12 protein-coding genes are annotated in these 18763 nt (G+C 32.1%); 3 read left to right on the top strand and 9 right to left on the bottom strand.

Features of this window, described 5'->3' with window-relative positions; translation table 11 throughout:
- Positions 1–6: 6 nt before the first annotated feature.
- Positions 7–2775: a triple tyrosine motif-containing protein gene (locus OLM54_RS01935; protein ID WP_264538601.1), complete on the bottom strand. Its 2769-nt coding sequence runs from the start codon at positions 2773–2775 to the stop codon at positions 7–9.
- A 770-nt stretch (positions 2776–3545) separates the two neighbouring features.
- Between OLM54_RS01935 and uvrA the strand changes: the two genes are divergently transcribed.
- Positions 3546–6344, top strand: a complete 2799-nt coding sequence (uvrA, locus tag OLM54_RS01930) for an excinuclease ABC subunit UvrA (RefSeq protein ID WP_264536929.1) — start codon at positions 3546–3548, stop codon at positions 6342–6344.
- A 119-nt stretch (positions 6345–6463) separates the two neighbouring features.
- Here the strand turns inward: uvrA and OLM54_RS01925 are convergent, their stop codons facing one another.
- The 6 genes from OLM54_RS01925 to OLM54_RS01900 all read right to left on the bottom strand — a co-directional run bounded on the left by OLM54_RS01925 (position 6464) and on the right by OLM54_RS01900 (position 14440).
- Positions 6464–6763, bottom strand: a complete 300-nt coding sequence (locus OLM54_RS01925) for a hypothetical protein (protein WP_264536928.1) — start codon at positions 6761–6763, stop codon at positions 6464–6466.
- A 239-nt stretch (positions 6764–7002) separates the two neighbouring features.
- Positions 7003–8655, bottom strand: coding sequence for a mechanosensitive ion channel family protein (locus OLM54_RS01920; RefSeq protein WP_264536927.1), 1653 nt, complete (start codon positions 8653–8655; stop codon positions 7003–7005).
- A 94-nt stretch (positions 8656–8749) separates the two neighbouring features.
- Positions 8750–10219 carry a lipopolysaccharide biosynthesis protein gene (locus OLM54_RS01915; protein ID WP_264536926.1) on the bottom strand — a complete coding sequence of 490 codons (1470 nt, stop codon included), beginning with the start codon at positions 10217–10219 and terminating at the stop codon, positions 8750–8752.
- Positions 10220–10297: 78 nt separating this feature from the next.
- A complete protein-coding gene (locus OLM54_RS01910; RefSeq protein WP_264536925.1) occupies positions 10298–11581 on the bottom strand; it encodes a glycosyltransferase family 4 protein in 1284 nt (427 codons plus the stop codon).
- Positions 11582–11639: 58 nt separating this feature from the next.
- Positions 11640–14105, bottom strand: coding sequence for a YfhO family protein (locus OLM54_RS01905; RefSeq protein ID WP_264536924.1), 2466 nt, complete (start codon positions 14103–14105; stop codon positions 11640–11642).
- A 50-nt stretch (positions 14106–14155) separates the two neighbouring features.
- On the bottom strand, positions 14156–14440 hold the full coding sequence (locus OLM54_RS01900) for a DUF4834 family protein (protein ID WP_029269064.1): 285 nt from the start codon (positions 14438–14440) through the stop codon (positions 14156–14158).
- Between the two features lie 124 nt (positions 14441–14564).
- On the opposite strand from OLM54_RS01900, the gene OLM54_RS01895 reads away from it, so the two are divergent.
- Both OLM54_RS01895 and OLM54_RS01890 read left to right on the top strand, forming a co-directional pair.
- Complete coding sequence (locus OLM54_RS01895; protein WP_264536923.1) at positions 14565–15551, top strand: transporter; 987 nt, start codon at positions 14565–14567, stop codon at positions 15549–15551.
- 53 nt (positions 15552–15604) lie between these two features.
- Positions 15605–16723: a GTP cyclohydrolase gene (locus OLM54_RS01890; RefSeq protein ID WP_264536922.1), complete on the top strand. Its 1119-nt coding sequence runs from the start codon at positions 15605–15607 to the stop codon at positions 16721–16723.
- 84 nt (positions 16724–16807) lie between these two features.
- Here OLM54_RS01890 and OLM54_RS01885 read toward each other — a convergent pair whose 3' ends face one another.
- Both OLM54_RS01885 and OLM54_RS01880 read right to left on the bottom strand, forming a co-directional pair.
- On the bottom strand, positions 16808–17284 hold the full coding sequence (locus tag OLM54_RS01885; protein ID WP_264536921.1) for a hypothetical protein: 477 nt from the start codon (positions 17282–17284) through the stop codon (positions 16808–16810).
- Between the two features lie 116 nt (positions 17285–17400).
- Entirely contained in the window at positions 17401–18663 is a 1263-nt protein-coding gene (locus OLM54_RS01880) for an aminotransferase class I/II-fold pyridoxal phosphate-dependent enzyme (RefSeq protein ID WP_264536920.1), read from the bottom strand.
- Positions 18664–18763: the final 100 nt, after the last annotated feature.

Genomic DNA, 18763 nt, shown 5'->3' with positions numbered 1-18763 from the left:
GACTTACTATACAGCGAGGATATATTCAACTAAACCGATTTCGTGCTGTAAGTCCATTTTTTTACGCAAACGATACCTTTTTATTTCAACGCTTCGTACCGAAATATTAAATAACGGCGCAATTTCTTTTGATGAAAGATTAAGTCTCAGATAAGCACAAAGTCGCAAATCATTTGGAGTAAGTAAAGGATGAAGTTGTTTGATGCGTTTTAGAAAATCTTTGTCCGCATTATCAAAAGCTTCTTTAAAAACTTTCCAGGAATCTTCTTCAGTAATATTATCGTTGATTGTTCTAATAACCGATTTGATATTTTTATTATCGCCCGGCGAATTCTTCTTCAAGTCTTCCTTAATAAAAGCCAAAAGTTCATTTTTACTGTTTAAACTCATGGTTGAAACTGCCAACTCGCGATTTTTGTTATCAACATCCTGCGATAATTGCTCGTTTCTCAGTTTCATTAATTGCTGCTCATTTTCAAGCTCTTTAATTTCGAGTAAAAGATTATTTTCTTCAATTAATTTTTCTTTTTGCTTTTGATAAAAGTTTCGATACGCTTTATTAATAAAATATCCAATTACAATTAATAGCAGCAAATAAATAAAGCAGGCGAGATTGGTCAGATACCAAGGTTTTAAAACTACAAAAGTATAACTCGCTGTATTTTGCAAAAGTGTATTGGCATATTTTGCACGCACTTTAAACGTATATTTTCCGGGAGAAAGATTTTTGAAATTTACCGAAGATTTTGTACTCCATTCGCTCCATTCGTTCTGAAATCCTTCTAATAAATACTGATATTCTGAATTGATATATTTGTTGTATTCCGGAACAGTGTAATTTAATGTGATATTATTTTCGGTAGATTTAAAACTTCCTTCATTATTTAAGACCACATTTTTTAGAATCTGATTTTGTTTATTGATGAAAATCTCAGAAATAGAAACTACATAATTCTTAAAACTTAAATCGTCAATATTAAGCGTATAATAACCATCTGTAGTACCTATTAAATACGTTGATTTTGAGATTTGTGTAATGTTTTCAAAACCCAGCATCGAATTGGTTAATGAAGACGGAATTGGGATTACATTTTGCTTTAATTGATGACTCAGTTTACTTGCAGAAAAATAATGAATGTAATTTTTTGAAAACAGCCATATTTTATTTGACTGATCTACAATTAATTTACCCGAAGTATATTCGTCCTTTTCGAAAATAGAACTCAGTAATTTATCTTTTTCAAATTGTTTTGTTGACGGATTTAATTTGAAGATTCCATCTTTATAAGCATAATAAATAACATTATTGAATTTTGTTAAACTGGCATTTTTTCCTTTTTTGGGAGACGAATATGCGTAAAATTCTTTTATTTTTAAAAACGTATGATCAAGTTTGAATCTAAAAATACCTTTGTATTCATGGCTGACATAAACCTCCAGATTTGGTGTAATTTCAAAATAACGCGACGAATAATTAAATCCTTCTATTTTATTTTTGAATTTCCATTGATTATTAACTTTCTCCAAAACCGAAATTCCGTAATAATTTCCCTGAAGTAATATGTTTTTATTATTTGGCGAAGGCTCAAACTTCCAGGTTCCTGAACCCGAAAAAATATTTCTTGCAGCTGTATTATCAATAACAAAAGTTCCTGAATCATGTCCGCAAAACAGCGTATTCTCATAAAGATACAAAGACCAAACCTGCCCTTTTGTTCCGTTTATAAAATGAAAATCATCTGTACTCTGGTATTTTTTACAAAACAAACCCTGATTTGTTCCCACATACAACATTCCGTTATACGAAATAGAAGCATAAACAGTCCCTAATACGCCCGTATCATCTGTAAAACTGTGTACCGGCGTTTGCAGATTAATGCAGTTAATTCCGTTATCAAGACCCACCCAAACGTTCTGATCTTTATCTTCAAATAAGGACAGTGCCGTATTATTGCTTAATCCTTTGCTTTGCGAAATATGATAATTTAGTTTTCCTGTATCCGATAAAATAAAAATTCCGTTAGAAACAGTTCCCAAAGCATAACTGCCATTCTCAAGACGCTGGCTGCTATACACAAAACCTGATTTTATCTGCGCATCGACTTCTGTTGCAAAAGGCGTTAAAGTCGTTCCGATAAGCTTATAAAATCCATCTAACTGCGTCTGAATCAATAAACCTTCATCAATTGTAAAAACATTGACAATTGTATATTTTTTTAGAATTGGATGATCAGAAATCAATTTTCCTTTTCCTTCTTCTATTTCAAAAAGCCCTTCATTTATGGTTTGATAATAAATAGAATTTTTAGTGCTAAACGATTTTATAACACCATTTTTTGGCGAAATAATTTTAAACGTCTTTGTCTTTGTATCATAAATATAAATTCGGTTAAGCGATTGAAACAATATCCATTGATCGTATTTTAAAATATTCCAAAACTGTTCGTCATCCAGAATTTTATTTTTAATGGTATCGCTTAGCGAAGTATATTTTAGTTTTCCGTTTGACTGGCGAGTCCAGTAACCAAAATTCATATAGCAGCCTGTGTAAATCTTATTATCGATTACTTTTACAGATCGCATTATTGTTTCGTTGGGCGTTGGATATAATTCCCAATTTGTTCCGTTATATTCTAAAAGCCCTTCGTTATTGGCAAAATACATCAGGTTCTGTTCATCCTGCGAAATCATCCAGCTTTGATTCCCGGCTCCGTACAAAGTCGAAGGGTATTTTACAATTGGCGGTAACTCCTGCGAAAACAGGAAAAAACCCATTAAAAAACAAAGAATAGAAAGTGTAGTTTTCAAAATTTGGTCAGAATATTAAAATAGTATTAAAGCAGTCCTAAAATAACTTATTTTATATTAAAACAATCTATTTGCTATAATTAATTTAAATATCTAAAATAAAACATGCCACAGATTTCACAGATTAAAATGATTTATATTGTAAGTGTTTTTTTTGCCAAGAATTACACAAATTAGCAAAAATTAAATTGTGGATAAACTATTGTCGCGAAAATTCGTGGCGACAAAGTTTCACGCAGATTTGGCAGATTTAAGCAGATATTTTGATAATCTTTAAAATCATTTAATCTGTGGCAAAAACAATTAGCGAAATTCGTGGCGAAAAAGTTTCACGCAGATTAAGCAGATATTTTGATAATTTTTGAAATCATCTAATCTGTGGCAAAAACAATTAACGAAAATTCGTGGCGAAAAAGTTTCACGCAGATTTGGCAGATTAAGCAGATATTTTGATAATCTTTGAAATCATTTAATCTGTGGCGAAAATTCGTGGCGAAAAAGTTTCACGCAGATTTGACAGATTAAGCAGATATTTTGATAATCTTTAAAATCATTTAATCTGTGGCAAAAATAATTAGCGAAAATTCGTGAAAATCGTGGCGAAAAAAAAATCGTACGCTTTACTGAGAACTGAAACTGTGACTGAAAACCAATTATCATTTAGTTAAAATTTGGAACAATCTCATTAACAGAACTCAACTCAAAATTGATTACTTTTGTAGAAATTGACTTTTTTTATGCAAATTGACCTTTCGAAACTCGACCCAAAACATAATATCATCATTAAAGGAGCGCAGGTACATAATTTAAAAAATGTAGATGTTGCCATTCCCAGAAACAAACTTGTCGTAATTACAGGGCTTTCAGGCTCAGGAAAGTCAAGTTTGGCATTTGATACTTTATACGCCGAAGGACAACGCCGTTATGTAGAAAGTTTATCATCATACGCGCGCCAGTTTTTAGGCAGATTAGACAAACCAAAAGTAGAATACATAAAAGGCATTGCTCCGGCAATTGCAATTGAGCAAAAAGTAAATACTACAAATGCCCGTTCGACTGTTGGAACTTCGACTGAAATATACGACTATGTTAAACTTTTGTTTGCGAGAATTGGACGTACTTATTCGCCGGTTTCCGGTCAGGAAGTCAAAAAAAATACGGTTACAGATGTCGTTTCAGATGTAAAAAGTTTTGAATTAGACAGTAAATGGTTATTGCTTTCCCCAATTCATCTTGAAGAAGGACGCCAGCTCGAAGACAAACTTAAAGTACTTTTACAACAAGGTTTTGCCCGTATTTTAGTCGATAACGAAATGGTTCGTTTAGACGAATTTACACCAACAGATCTTCATAAATTAGACAATAAAGATATTTTATTAATCATTGACAGAATTGTTGTTAAAGACGAAGAAGAATTCTATAATCGTCTTGCAGATGCTGTACAAACTGCTTTTTTTGAAGGAAAAGGAATTTGTTATTTACAGGAATTAGGTTCAGATAAAAGATTATCTTATTCTAACAATTTTGAATTGGATGGCATTACTTTTTTAGAACCAAATGTACATTTATTCAGTTTTAATAATCCGTATGGCGCTTGTCCGGTTTGCGAAGGTTACGGAAATATTATTGGTATTGATGCTGATCTGGTTGTTCCTAATACTTCATTATCTGTTTTTGAAAGTGCCATTTATCCGTGGCGAGGCGATAGCATGAGCTGGTACAAAGACGAATTGATCAAACATGCCTACAAATTCGATTTTCCAATTCATAAACCTTATTTTGAACTTAGTGACGCCCAAAAGGATTTAATCTGGAAAGGAAATCAATATTTTCAGGGTTTGAATGGTTTCTTTAAAGAACTCGAAGAGAAAAATTATAAAATTCAAAATCGTGTAATGCTGTCGCGCTATCGCGGAAAAACAAAATGTTACGCTTGTCGCGGAAAACGTTTACGTGAAGAAGCTTCTTATGTAAAAATTGGCGGCAAAACGGTTTCTGATTTAGTCGATTTACCGATTAAACATTTGGTTACTTTTTTCAAAAACCTCGAATTGAATGTTTACGAACAGCAAATTGCGAAACGTTTGATGGTGGAAATTAACAATCGTTTATCTTTTTTGACAGAAGTTGGTTTGGATTATTTGACTTTAAACCGAAATTCTGCCACACTTTCAGGAGGAGAATCGCAGCGTATTAATCTTGCAACTTCTCTGGGAAGCAGTTTGGTGGGCTCGATGTATATTCTCGATGAACCAAGTATTGGTTTGCACCCAAAAGATTCTGAGCGATTGATAAAAGTGCTGCTTTCACTTCGTGATTTGGGCAATACGGTAATCGTGGTTGAACACGACGAGGATATTATGAAAGCTGCCGATATGATTATCGATATTGGTCCTGAAGCCGGAACTTTTGGAGGAAATCTTGTGGCTCAGGGAACGTATGACGAGATTTTAAAATCAGAATCGTTAACGGCTAAATATTTAAACGGAGATTTAGAAATTTCAGTTCCGAAGAAAAGACGAAAATTCAAAAATCATATTGATATAATTGGCGCGCGCGAAAACAACTTAAAGAATATTAATGTTACTTTTCCTTTGGATGTTTTAACGGTAATTACCGGAGTTTCAGGAAGCGGAAAAAGTACACTGATTAAGAAAATATTGTTTCCGGCAATGCAGAAAAAGCTGGAAAATGCCGCAGAAAAAGCAGGTCAGTTTAGCGATATAACAGGTTCTTTTTCGCAAATAAAACATATCGAATACGTTGATCAAAACCCAATTGGAAGAAGTTCAAGATCAAATCCTGTAACGTATATAAAAGCGTATGATGATATTCGTGATTTGTATGCCAAAGAAAAACTATCTAAAATAAGAGGGTATCAGGCAAAACATTTTTCTTTTAATGTTGATGGAGGCCGTTGTGAAACCTGTAAAGGAGAAGGCTCTATAAACGTTGAAATGGTATTTATGGCCGATGTTTCTTTACCATGCGAAACCTGCGGAGGAAAACGATTTAAAAAGGAAATTCTGGAAGTTAATTTCGACGAAAAAAACATCAATGATATTCTAACAATGACTATTGATGATGCCATTGCATTTTTCGAGAAAAATAAACAGACTAAAATCACTCAAAAACTACAGCCGCTTCAGGATGTTGGTTTAGGATATGTACAATTAGGACAATCTTCTTCTACACTATCCGGTGGTGAAGCACAGCGTATTAAATTAGCTTCGTTTTTAGTAAAAGGAGCCACAAAGGATAAAGCATTATTTGTTTTTGATGAACCAACAACAGGTTTACATTTTCATGATATTAAAAAATTAATGGCTTCGTTTGACGCCTTAATCGACAAAGGGCATTCGATAATTGTAATAGAACATAATCTTGACCTTATCAAATGTGCCGACTGGATTATTGATCTAGGTCCTGAAGGTGGTGAAAATGGAGGTTATTTACTCGCAACCGGAACTCCGGAAGATATTGTAAAAGTAAAAGAATCTGTAACGGGAATTTATTTGAAAGATAAACTTTTGTAAAAAGGTTCTGAGGCTCTGAGGTTCAAAGGGACAAAGTTTTTTTAAATATATACTAAAAAAAAATAGCCACAAACTACGTGATTATCGTAATTTGTGGCTAATCTTTTTTTCAAAGTTCTTTAAGCTACCAAACATCTTTCTTCAAACGGCAAACCATCTTCGTCGATGGCAACCAATATTTTTTTCTGTTTTGATGCTTCTAAAGTAAGATAAAGCCACGCAAATGACCACAAGCCTAAGGTCAAGCAAAAAATGGTGAAATTTAAACCATGATTTACTACTTTGCCTCCTTTAGAAAGAACCGCAAAAAGCAGTTTGTCATTTCTTTCTTCAAGCGTAAATCCTTTATGAACCTTATTCGATATCATATTAGAAAATACTTGCAAGCTTTGTTCCTGACTTAGATGATTTTTTTTCATAATTGTCAAATTAAATTAATCCAAATTTTACTACAATTGAGTTTGTCTGGGTGAAAATTATCAGTAGTAATCTCTAAATAAAAAACAGTATAAATTTGCTTTTATTGCATTTTATAAGATATTTTTTATTTAATGAATATAAGTGCTGATAAATTCTTATATAAAGTTAGATTTTATAAAACTAATAACAAAATAAACAAGTGTTAAAATTTTAAGTTTTTTGATTGATTATCAACATATTAATCTTTTGCGTTAACATTAAATGTCGGAGCCTTGTAGTTTTTGTCCAAATAGTTCTCTGGAATTGTTGTTGTATTACCGTCTCTTAACGCATTATAATGCGGCGACATGATCTCAATTCCTGCTGCATTAAACGAATCCTGAATGTTTTGATGCAATGACGAATAGATGCGCGGCTGCTTTGTAGGTTCTTTTGTGTAAACATTTATCTGATATGAAACATAAAAATCATCAAGGCTGGTTTGCAACACAAATGGTTCAGGTGTTTTCTCTGTCATATCTGTTTTTAAGGCCGCATCAATCAATGCTTTATGAATAGATTTCCACGGTACATCGTAACCAATTGTAACGGTTGTGTGAATTAAAAGCCCGTTTGAGACTTGTTTTGTATTTGCGGAATAGTTGGTCGAAGTACTTGACAAAACTGTCGCATTTGGTATGGTTATATCTTCAAACTTTGGTGTTCTGATTCTGGTAACCAACGCTGTTTTCTCGATTACTTCGCCGCTTACATCGCCAATCTTAATAAAATCGCCAATCTTAAACGGACGCATGTAGGTAATTACGAGTCCGGCAACCATATTGGCAATTGCATTTGAAGATCCTAACGAAAATAAAATCCCTACAAATACCGAAACTCCTTTAAAGATTGGAGAATCTGATCCAGGTAAATACGGAAAAACAATAACGAGCATAAAGGCATACATTAATAACCTGATAATATTAAAGGTAGGCATTGCCCAATCGCTGTAAAAACCATCTATTTTTATGTTTTCCTTTTTTATTTCATCAAAAAAGAATTTGATAATTTTTATGGAATATCTAAAAATGAAGATAATAACAATAATGGTTACAAAACTTGGCAAAAAGTCAATAAAGCCCATTATGGCTAATTTTGCCGGTGTTAATATCCAGCGTAATAATGTTGTTGTATAGGCTTCTGTAGCAGGAAAAATGCTGAATAAAAGTGGCAAAGAAAAATAAACAATTAAAATCAGGGTAAAAATTTTAATAAAACTAAACAATCGCATCAATAAGGTTTGTTGCTTTTGTGGAGAAAGAATATTGATATTATTATAATTGACCCCTTTAAAATATCTGTCGCTGTTCTTTAAAAGATAAAATTTTATACGGTTGAAAATCTTTCCTGCCAGAAACAGCACAACGCCTAAAATTAAAATCAATAATAATGTAAATCCTAGTCTTTTTGGAAGCTGAGAATAGTTTTCATTTTGATAAATAACCGCTTTTTTGATCAAATTTAAATTGCGTTTTGCAATATAAACAGCGTTTTTATTTTCGACTTTTGCATCAACATCCAAAACAGACATAATGATAAAATCTCCCTTATATGTGATATCCTGAGAAATATCTGAAGGCACAACTACCAGAGAATCCGGTTCGAAAAAAGAATCGTGGTACAGTTTTCTAATTTTTTCTGTAATAGCATTTGCCCTGTTCTCTGCAGAAAACGAACCTACTTTATTATAAATATAAAAAAGGGTGTCTTTAAAAGGGGCTACAGGATATGCTTTTAGTTTTGCCTCAGAGGTATTGGGTTTTATTACAGGTTTATTTTCTGTTTGAGCAAAAACTGCCGAAGAAAATAAGATCATAAAGAATGCCAAAAGTAAGAGTAATTTCTTTTTCATATTCTGTTAGAAATAAGTTAGTTATCCTTTCTAACAAATATAAAACAAAATAGAATCGATTTTAAACTACTTCTTATTTTCTCAATAAATCGTATTAAATTTTAAAGCCTACTTTTCTTAAAAGCATGTCAATAACTTTATTAATATCTGACGAAATATTAAATTTATAGTTTAAATAAACATACAAAATCGTTACCAGAATTGATTTTAAGGCAATACTGATTAATTGATAAAACGGAAATTCCCAGAAATAAAACAGTAGAAACAAAGCAAAAGTCAGCAGAATTGAATAAACTGTTTCTTTGGTAAAAGGATATAAATGAAGTTTTTTTACAACAAAAAGCAATTTTGCCAAACTGTATAAAGTTATCGATAATAAAGTAGCAAATGCAGAACCTTTAATTCCAAAAATAGGAATGAAAATCATATTTAATACGACTGTCAAAAACACTAAAAGCAGTCCTAAATACAGCACCATTCGGTAGTATTTTGTGTTAAAAATAATAGCGTTGTTATTCCCTAAAATCAGATCAAAATATTTTGATAATCCAATCATAAATACAACTGAAATTCCGCCGCTATATTCTTTTGGAACTAATTCGTATAACTGATTGATGTTTACAAAAATGCACAACATTACAAAACCGCCTACCATTTGCAGGTTGATAGATGTTTTTTTGTACAATAAATTAAGTTCGTCATGTTTGTTTTCATGCATCAACTTAGCCGTAATTGGATATACAATTTGATGCATCGCACGGCTTGGAACTGAAATTACCAACGCAATATAGGTTGCTACAGAATAATAGGCAATATTCTCAATTTTCATGTATTGATTCAGCATCAATTTATCACCGTCTAAAAGTAAATTGGCGACGCTTCCTGAAAGAATAATGAAAAAAGTATATTCCATTACATCTTTTACATTCTGAGGAATATTGATTTGAAATTTTGGCTTTTTAATATAAAATGCGTAAAACATTGTTACTAAAAACGCAATTAAATATATAGCTGCCGTTACATAAACAAACTGCACTAATGTTATCCATTTAAAATATAAACCAACCAAAGCAAAAGTCGAGAATAATCTTAAACCTACTTCTTTTATAAAATTACCAAAAACAGAATGCATGTGTACTCTCGCCCACGCATAAAATATCTCAAAATAAGCCATGCAAATCCCAATAAACGGAATTAAGTACATAAACTCTTTTACAACAGGATTTTCCTTAGAAACAAAAGCGGTAATATCATCAAAGAAAAAGATTCCAAGAATACCTAAAGGAATACACATCAAAACGGGAAACAAGGCCGTAAAGGACAAAAACTGTTCTCGTTCTTGTTCTGTTTTATACTGTGAATAAAATTTAACTAACGTATTTTGCATTCCAATTGCAAATAAAGGCATAATAACATTTGCCGCAGAAAGAATGTAGTTTGTTAACGCATAATAAGTTGCACCTAAAAAAACCGGGTATAAATAAAGTGTATTGATGGCTCCAATACCGAAACCGATATAAGTAATTATTGTATTTTTGAAAGACTGATTTAAAACAATACCCATGTTTTTTTGATTGCAGATTTTTGATTGTAGATTTTTGATTTCTACTCTCTATGATTTTTTAAAATTGTTATTGCTTTTTTACTTTATCAATTGTGCTAATTGTCTGGTGAGGTTTTTTCTTGAATATTGTTGTAAACCAACGCCATTAGACTGTAATTTTCCCTCTAAAAACTGATTATAAAAGTCCAAAATTACACTTTTTAATTTCGCTTTTTCAGAATAATCAAAAAATACTCCTGTATTTGTTTCTTTTATAATGTCTGCAAAATCAGATCCTTGCGGACCAATTGCAATTATTGGACGGTTTGAAACCATATATTCAAACAATTTACCCGGAATAATACTTTTTGTATCTTCTGAATTAATTTCGATTAAAAGTAAAACCTGTGATTTTTTTTGATGCGCAATTGCTTCATGGTGTGAAACATAACCCAAAAGATTCAAATATTCGTTCAGATTAAATTGTGAAATAGCATCTAAAACTTCCTGACTTACGGCGCCAATTAACTTAATTTCTAAATGTGTTTTAAAATCAGGAATTTCATTTAGTAATTCAACCAGACATTCCCATAAAAATGGAGGATTTCTATCGGATAAAAACGATCCGATATGTGCCAGAGTAAATTTAGTATCTAAAGTTTGTTTCTCTACATTTTCGACATCATAACCATTTGTAATTACCGAAATTGGTTTATTTGTAAGTGCTTCAAACTCTGTTTTAGTAGTTTTACTGGTTACAATAATGGTATCGGCAGTATTTAAAACCTTGCTTTCTAATTTTTTATGTTTTTTTGCTGCGTATGATGATAATCGCAGCGCTTTATGATAACCAATTGTTGTCCACGGATCACGGAAATCTGCAAACCATTTTACGTTTAGTTTTTCTTTTAATTCTAAACCAATTAAATGTAAACTATGTGGCGGACCTGAGGTTACAATCGTATCAATATTATTTTCTTTGATGTATTTTTCTAGATAAGTAACGGAAGGTTTTACCCAAAAAACTCGTGCATCGGGAATAAAAAGATTGCCGCGAACCCAAAGAAATGTTTTATCCAAAAAGGTTTGTTTTTTCTTTTGAGGAAATATTCCTGAACTGATTTTCTTGGTTTTATTCTTTGAAAAAATTGAAGCTAATTGATAAGGCTCCCAAATTTTATTTTTCAAAACAATTACTTTATCTGAAATCTGGCTAACCAAACCTTCATCTATAATTGGATATGTTGGATTTTCAGGAACATAAACAATTGGCTGAATATCAAATTCAGGCAAATATTTTACAAATTTTAACCAACGCTGAACACCGGGACCTCCCGCAGGCGGAAAATAATAAGTAATGATTAAGAGTTTTTTTTGTTCCATTTGGCTATTAGGTTTCACAGAGATTCACAAAGTTCTCGCAAAGGTTCGCAAAGATTTTTTAAGATTTCTTTTGTGTATCTCTGCTAATTCTTTGTGAATCTTTGTGAAAGAATCTTTCAAAATAAATTCCACCAATTAAAAGCAACAACATTCCAATTGAACTTGCCAATGTAATCATGCTTCCGGTTTTAACTACCTTAGGCTCAAATTTAAACTCGATAGTGTGTTTTCCGCCGGGAACTTCCATTGCTCTTAAAACATAATCCACAGGGAAATGATCTGTTAGTTGTCCATCAACATAGGCGTTCCATCCATTTTTATAGTAGATTTCAGAGAATACCGCTAAACCATCTTTTTTATTATCAGATTGATATTTAATATAGTTTGGTTTATACGTTACAACCTTAATAGTTCCGGTTGTATCCCATTGTTTTTTTAATCGTGCGCTTTTAAATTTACCTTCGTAATCATGAACATTAAAAACGGCAACATTTTTAGTATCTAAATGGTCCAGCGCTTTCATCACATCATCTGGTCTGTTCACTAATTTTACTGAATTTACAAACCATGCATTTCCGTTAGTATTTGGATTTACTGTTGGAAATTCTTTTCCTTCTTTATCTGTTTGGATAATGTATTTTACATTTAACATATCCAAAACTTCCATGTTGTTTTTTGCTATTTGATAGTCAAATAACTGTTGTATTCTTCTCGGTTTTGCAGCATGATATCCTCCTAAAGAATGATGAAAATAGGATGCACGGGCGCTTGACATATTTCCGTTTACTTCAAAAACCCTGTAATGCGTGGTATCTTTTAAAATCTGAGCATCAGAAGGCGTTTCCTGAAATGGCGACGCAATTTGTACCGGACTTACGAAATCTTTTGCTGAAACATATTTTTTATCAACAAAAAACAAATCAAAAATCATTAAAAGACCAACGATAATCAAAGTCGTGTTTTGTGATAATTTATTTTTAATGAATAACCATAATATTCCAAAAGCAACTACTATAAAAAAGCCTGAACGCAATAAATCAGCAGAATATAATGTCATTCTGTCTTCTTTTAAAGCATCAACAAAAGCCGGACCGTAACTTTCTAAATAATAGTTATCATTGCTTCCTGTAAAGTGAAAAAATCCTTTGGCAATTACCAAAATAGCAATAATTCCTAAACCAAAAACTCCGGTTTGAATTAATGCTTTTTGCTGTAATTTTGGCTCATCTTTAGCTTTGAAAAAAGATTGTAATCCCATAACAGCAAGCACAGGAAAACACAATTCTAAAATAACCTGAATGGAAGAAACTGCCCTGAATTTATCATACATTGGAACGTAATCGATAAAAAAATCAGTTAATAATGAGAAGTTTTTTCCCCATGAAAGTATTAATGAAAATAAGGCTCCGCCAAGAAAAACGTATTTTATTTTTCTGTCATCAATAAATAAGGCCAAAACTCCTAAAAAGAAAACCACAACACCAATATACGCAGGAGCAGCAACTATAGGCTGATCTCCCCAATAGGTTGGCATTCCTGATACAAAATCCTGCGCTTGCTCTGACGGAACTCCCTGTTCCATCATAAACGAGTACATACGACTGTCTGTACCTACATTTTCATGATTTGATCCTCCAAAAATTCTTGGAGCGATTAAATTGAAACTTTCAGCAATTCCATAGCTGTATTCTGTAATATAATCGCGGCTTAAAGCATTTTCATTTGCCTTTTTAGTTCCGTCAGGATTAAAAGTAAGTTCGCTGTTACTACGTGTACTAAATTTAGCATATTCGCTTGTAGCCATTAAATTAGTGGCATTAGCACCAATGGCAAAAATTCCGGCAACGGCTAAAACTCCAAATGAAATTAAAAGAGGTTTGTATTCTTTATCTTTAATAAATAGAAAACTAAAATATCCGGAAAGGATAAGCAGGAAAATCAATAAATAATAGGTCATTTGAAAGTGGTTTGCATTCACTTCAAGCGCTACTGCAAACATGGTGAGTAAACCTCCCCAAATGTATTTTTTTTGAAAAACGAGTATAAAACCTGCGATTACAAGCGGCATATACGCAATGGCATGTGCTTTTGCATTATGACCAACACCAAGAATAATAATTAAATAAGTTGAAAAACCAAACGCTATTGCGCCGATAAATGCTTTTAAAGGATCTGTTTTTAAAACCAATAACAATCCGTAAAAGCCTAAGAAATATAGAAACAGGTAATCTGCCGGACGTGGTAAAAAACGTAAAGCATCATCTAATTTACCTACATAATCGTTTGGATAATTTGCTCCTAACTGATACGTTGGCATTCCGCCAAAAGCTGAATTTGTCCAATAAGGTTCGGCATGTTCTGCAGCTCTAAAATCATTTTGCTCTTTTGCCATTCCGGTATATTGTGCAATATCGGATTGAAATATTTGTTTTCCCTGTAAAACCGGGTAAAAATAAATTAAAGAAACGAGGATAAAGCCCAATATAACAAGGGCATGCGGATAGAACTTATTTACTATTTTCAATTTAGGCTGGTTTAGGTTAAATGATGATTCCTATTATTTAGGTCACAAACTTAATCTATTTCTTCGTAATCAACATAATCTCCCACTTTTTTGGTTTCGCGAGGGTTTTTTGCATTCGCCGTATTAATGATTATTTCATCATTGTTAGTACGCGTTTTTTGCCAGGTATTATCCTGACTATATTGTTGTTGTCTCTGAAAATTCTCTCCTGCTTTTTCAACCGCTTTTTTTACCAATACCGGCAAAAAGATTCTGGCTAAAAATTTAAAAATATAATAAAACGCAATAATCCACATTATCGTTTTAAACAAATTTGTAAAAGATGCTTCTTGCATGATCATATAATTTTTTTCCAAAATTAATAAATCAATTGTTTAAAATTAAAATATGAATCTTAAATAAATAATAAAATATGTACATTTGAAATGCGTTATATCTTTTTAACCCAAAAATATATCTATGTTAAAAATTAAACACCTACTTATTACATCTCTATTTTTTGCACCTCAATTATTTTTTGCACAATACACTGATGTTATCAACTCAAACAGACCCGGCGAAACTATGTCTGCATACGCGGTTGGAAAATCAGTGATTCAGGCCGAAATTGGTATTTATGGCATCAAAGAGAAACACGATTTGTTAGATTATGATGCAACTGGTTTTGGAACTGATTTAACCTTTAGATACGGTGCATTTTTAGAAAAATTAGAGTTTGTTCTTGATTTGCAATATCAAATGGAAAACTTTGATACTCCGTATACAAGCTACAAAAAAAACAACTTCAGACAAACTGTTTTAGGAGCTAAATATTTAATTTATGATCCTTTTAAAAACTACGAAAAAACAAAAAACATTTACAGTTATAAGGCCAATCACAGGTTTGACTGGCACTCTTTAATTCCGGCTGTTTCGGTATTTGCAGGAGCTAATTTTGTTGGCGCCGATAATCCGTATTCATTTTCACCACAATCAAGCATTTCTCCAAAAGTAGTATTGATTACCCAAAATGTTTTTGGCGGCGGAAAATGGGTTTTTGTAACCAATATTATTGCTGATTATATCACAACTGACTATCCAAGTTATGGATATGTATTAACTTTGACGCACGGATTTAACGACAAATGGTCTGGTTTTATTGAAAATCAGGGATATAAAAGTGATTTTTACAGCGATGCAATTCTTCGTGGTGGAGCGGCTTATTTAATTAATCCAAACCTGCAGGTTGATGCCTCAGTAAGTACAAATTTCAAAAATACGCCTTCTGTTATGTATGGCGGCGTCGGCGTTTCCTGGCGTTATGACGGAAAGTACAAAGAGAAACAAATGGAATTTAAACGAGAATCCAGAAAAGAGAAAAAAGTTAAAGACCCGAAATCAAAGAAATCAAAAAAAGAAATTGATTTTCAGGAACAGGAAAGAAAGCGTAAATCTAAATACGAATAAGAATTTAATAACCAACTTCTCTGCATAAAAAGAGATTTTACAAAACGATCTTAATGATTACAATTAAAGAAGCTAAAACAAAAAAAGAATTAACAGAATATATCAAATTTCCGTTTTCATTATATAAAGACAATCCATATTGGGTTCCGCCTATTATTGCAGATGAATTAGAATCGTTTGATAAAACAAAAAATCCTGCTTTTGATAGTGCCGAAGCTTATTTTTATCTCGCGTATAAAAACGATGAAATTGTTGGAAGAATTACAGCAATTATCAACTGGTCTGAGGTAAATAATCAGCATAAAAGAAAAGTTCGTTTTGGCTGGTTTGATGTAATTGATGATATTGAAGTTACAAAAGCGCTGCTTGAAAAAGTATATGAATTAGGAAGACAGCATAATCTGGAGCATGCCGAAGGTCCAATGGGATTTTCAAATTTAGATAAAGTTGGAGTTTTAACGGAAGGTTATGATCAAATGGGAACTATGATTACATGGTATAATAATCCGTATTATGTAACTCATTTTGAGCAATTAGGTTTTCAGATAGAAAAAGAATATATCGAAAGTATTTTTCCGTTTTCAAATGTTCATCCGGAGTTTTTCCTGAAAGCTCAGGAATTAATCAAAAAAAGATATGGTTTAAGATCTTTGACTTTTACCAAAACAAAAGACATTATGCCGCATGTCGACAAAATGTTTGATTTATTTAATACTTCGTATGCAAATTTAGCTTCGTTTGTAGCGATTTCAGATGTTCAGAAGGAATATTTCAAGAAAAAATATATTAGTTTTATTAATCCTGAATATATCAAATTTGTGGTTGATAAAGAGGATAATTTAGTTGCTTTTAGTATTGTAATGCCAAGCTTTTCTGAAGCATTACAGAAAGCAAAAGGTAAATTATTTCCGTTTGGTTTTCTACATTTATTAAGAGCCAGAAAAAAGAGTAAAGATGTTGTTTTTTACTTAATTGGTGTTCATCCTGACTATCAAAACAAAGGTGTTACGGCAATTATTTTTGATGAATATTTTAAGACTTTCACTGAAAAAGGAATTCAAAATTGTATCAGAACTCCAGAATTAGCCGAAAATACAGCAATACATTTACTTTGGAAAAACTTTGACCCGAAGATTCATTGTCAGAGAAAAACATATTTGAAATATCTATAAAAAGTTAACAGTCGCAGTTTTCAATCTCTCTTTACATATATTGAGACTAAAAACTGCGACTGAAAAACTGATAACAATTCTTTATTATTGTGGACAATCCACTTTTGTCAATGTATTTTTTGCATCAAATTTTAATTTCTTTTTGTCTTTAAAAGTTACTTTATCATTTGCATCAACTACATCTCCATATCCTTCAATAAGTGTTCCTTCTCTTTGCAAAAATACCACTTCTCTTACTGAAGAAACTCCTTCAGATATAAAAGTATAATCTGCAATAAGCGTATCACCTTTCATGTTTCCTATTAAAGTACCTTCATTTTTATCTTTTCCTGTTATGTTGTAACTTAATTTTCCGTTTACTTCCTGATGTGAATTTACATTAAAACTCAACGCTACTATATTACCATTAAGTCTTGACGCATAACATTGATCTCCTGCCGGTTCAACAAGTTCTGCTTCTTTTGGAGCACTTGGTGTAATTTGCGGAGGCGGAAGTGTTTCTTTTTTGCAGGAAATAAAAACACTTAAAATCATTATTGTTAGTGCTAATGCTTTTTTCATAAACTTTTCTTTTTATAATTAGTGTTATAAAATTACTCCAAAATAAAAAAATCCATTCGTATAAACGAATGGATTTTTTACATAATTCCCATATTTGGGCTATTTATTTCTAGAAATTAAGCGTCTAAATCAACAGTAGTTCTACTTGCAATTTCTTTATATGTTCCGTTTTCTAATTTTTCACGAATTGCTTCAAAAGCAGTAAGTGTTTCATCAATATCAGATAAAGTATGTGATGTTGTTGGAATCATTCTCAATAAAATAATTCCTTTTGGAATTACAGGATAAATTACAATCGAAAGGAAAATACCGTAGTTTTCTCTTAAATCATTTACCATCACCATCGCTTCCGGCACACTTCCTTCTAAATAAACTGGCGTTACACAAGTATTTGTATCTCCAATATTAAAATTTCTTGAACGTAATCCGCTTTGTAGCGCATTTACATTTTCCCAAAGTTTATCTTTTAATTCCGGGTGATTACGTAACAATTGCAAACGTTTTAAAGATCCAATAGTTTGAATCATTGGCAATGCTTTTGCAAACATTTGCGAACGTAAGTTATATTTTAAATAATCGATAATATCTTTATCAGCCGCTATAAAAGCACCAATATTAGCCATTGATTTTGCAAAAGTAGAAAAGTAAACGTCAATACCATCCTGAACTCCCTGCTCTTCACCTGCTCCGGCACCTGTTTTACCAAGTGTACCAAAACCATGTGCATCATCAACCAATAAACGGAAATTATATTTTTCTTTTAATGCAACAATTTCTTTCAATTTACCTTGTTGTCCTCGCATTCCAAAAACACCTTCAGTAATAAATAAAATACCTCCACCTGTTTCTTCAGCCATTTTCGTAGCTCTTTGCAGGTTTTTCTCCATACTTTCAAGATCATTGTGTTTATAGGTAAAACGTTTACCCATATGCAAACGAACACCATCAATAATACAAGCGTGAGAATCTACATCGTATACAATAATATCATTTTTAGTCACAAGCGCATCAATCGTAGATACCATTCCCTGATAACCAAAATTCAATAAATAAGCTGCTGGTTTCATTACAAACTCAGCTAATTCATTTTCTAATTGTTCATGGTATTTAGTATGACCGGACATCATTCTGGCTCCCATCGGGTAAGCTGCTCCAAATTGAGTTGCTGCATCGATATCTGCCTGACGAACCTCCGGGTGATTTGCAAGACCTAAATAGTCATTCAAACTCCAATTTAAAATATTTTTTCCACCAAATTGCATTCTAGGACCAAGTTCACCTTCTAATTTCGGGAAAACAAAATAACCCTCAGCCTGCGAAGCCCATTTTCCTAATGGTCCTTTATTGTTCTGAATTCTTTCGAATAAATCTTTTACCATAAATATATTTTGAAGTAATAATTTTTATTTATACAGGGTGCAAAAATAATGATTATTATTCTAAAATAGAGTTAGCCTTTTATTTTTAATTAAAAAATAT

This window comes from Flavobacterium sp. N1736 (genome assembly GCF_025947065.1).
GTDB lineage: Bacteria > Bacteroidota > Bacteroidia > Flavobacteriales > Flavobacteriaceae > Flavobacterium.
Note: the sequence above shows the minus strand (reverse complement) of the source record. Positions and strands in the feature narration are given on the sequence as shown.

Coding starts and splice junctions, on each gene's coding strand:
- OLM54_RS01920 (WP_264536927.1), bottom strand. CDS start 8,655: ATGAAAAAGAAATTACTCTTACTTTTGGCATTCTTTATGATCTTATTT.
- OLM54_RS01910 (WP_264536925.1), bottom strand. CDS start 11,581: ATGGAACAAAAAAAACTCTTAATCATTACTTATTATTTTCCGCCTGCG.
- OLM54_RS01915 (WP_264536926.1), bottom strand. CDS start 10,219: ATGGGTATTGTTTTAAATCAGTCTTTCAAAAATACAATAATTACTTAT.
- uvrA (WP_264536929.1), top strand. CDS start 3,546: ATGCAAATTGACCTTTCGAAACTCGACCCAAAACATAATATCATCATT.
- OLM54_RS01890 (WP_264536922.1), top strand. CDS start 15,605: ATGATTACAATTAAAGAAGCTAAAACAAAAAAAGAATTAACAGAATAT.
- OLM54_RS01935 (WP_264538601.1), bottom strand. CDS start 2,775: ATGGGTTTTTTCCTGTTTTCGCAGGAGTTACCGCCAATTGTAAAATAC.
- OLM54_RS01880 (WP_264536920.1), bottom strand. CDS start 18,663: ATGGTAAAAGATTTATTCGAAAGAATTCAGAACAATAAAGGACCATTA.
- OLM54_RS01900 (WP_029269064.1), bottom strand. CDS start 14,440: ATGCAAGAAGCATCTTTTACAAATTTGTTTAAAACGATAATGTGGATT.
- OLM54_RS01925 (WP_264536928.1), bottom strand. CDS start 6,763: ATGAAAAAAAATCATCTAAGTCAGGAACAAAGCTTGCAAGTATTTTCT.
- OLM54_RS01895 (WP_264536923.1), top strand. CDS start 14,565: ATGTTAAAAATTAAACACCTACTTATTACATCTCTATTTTTTGCACCT.
- OLM54_RS01885 (WP_264536921.1), bottom strand. CDS start 17,284: ATGAAAAAAGCATTAGCACTAACAATAATGATTTTAAGTGTTTTTATT.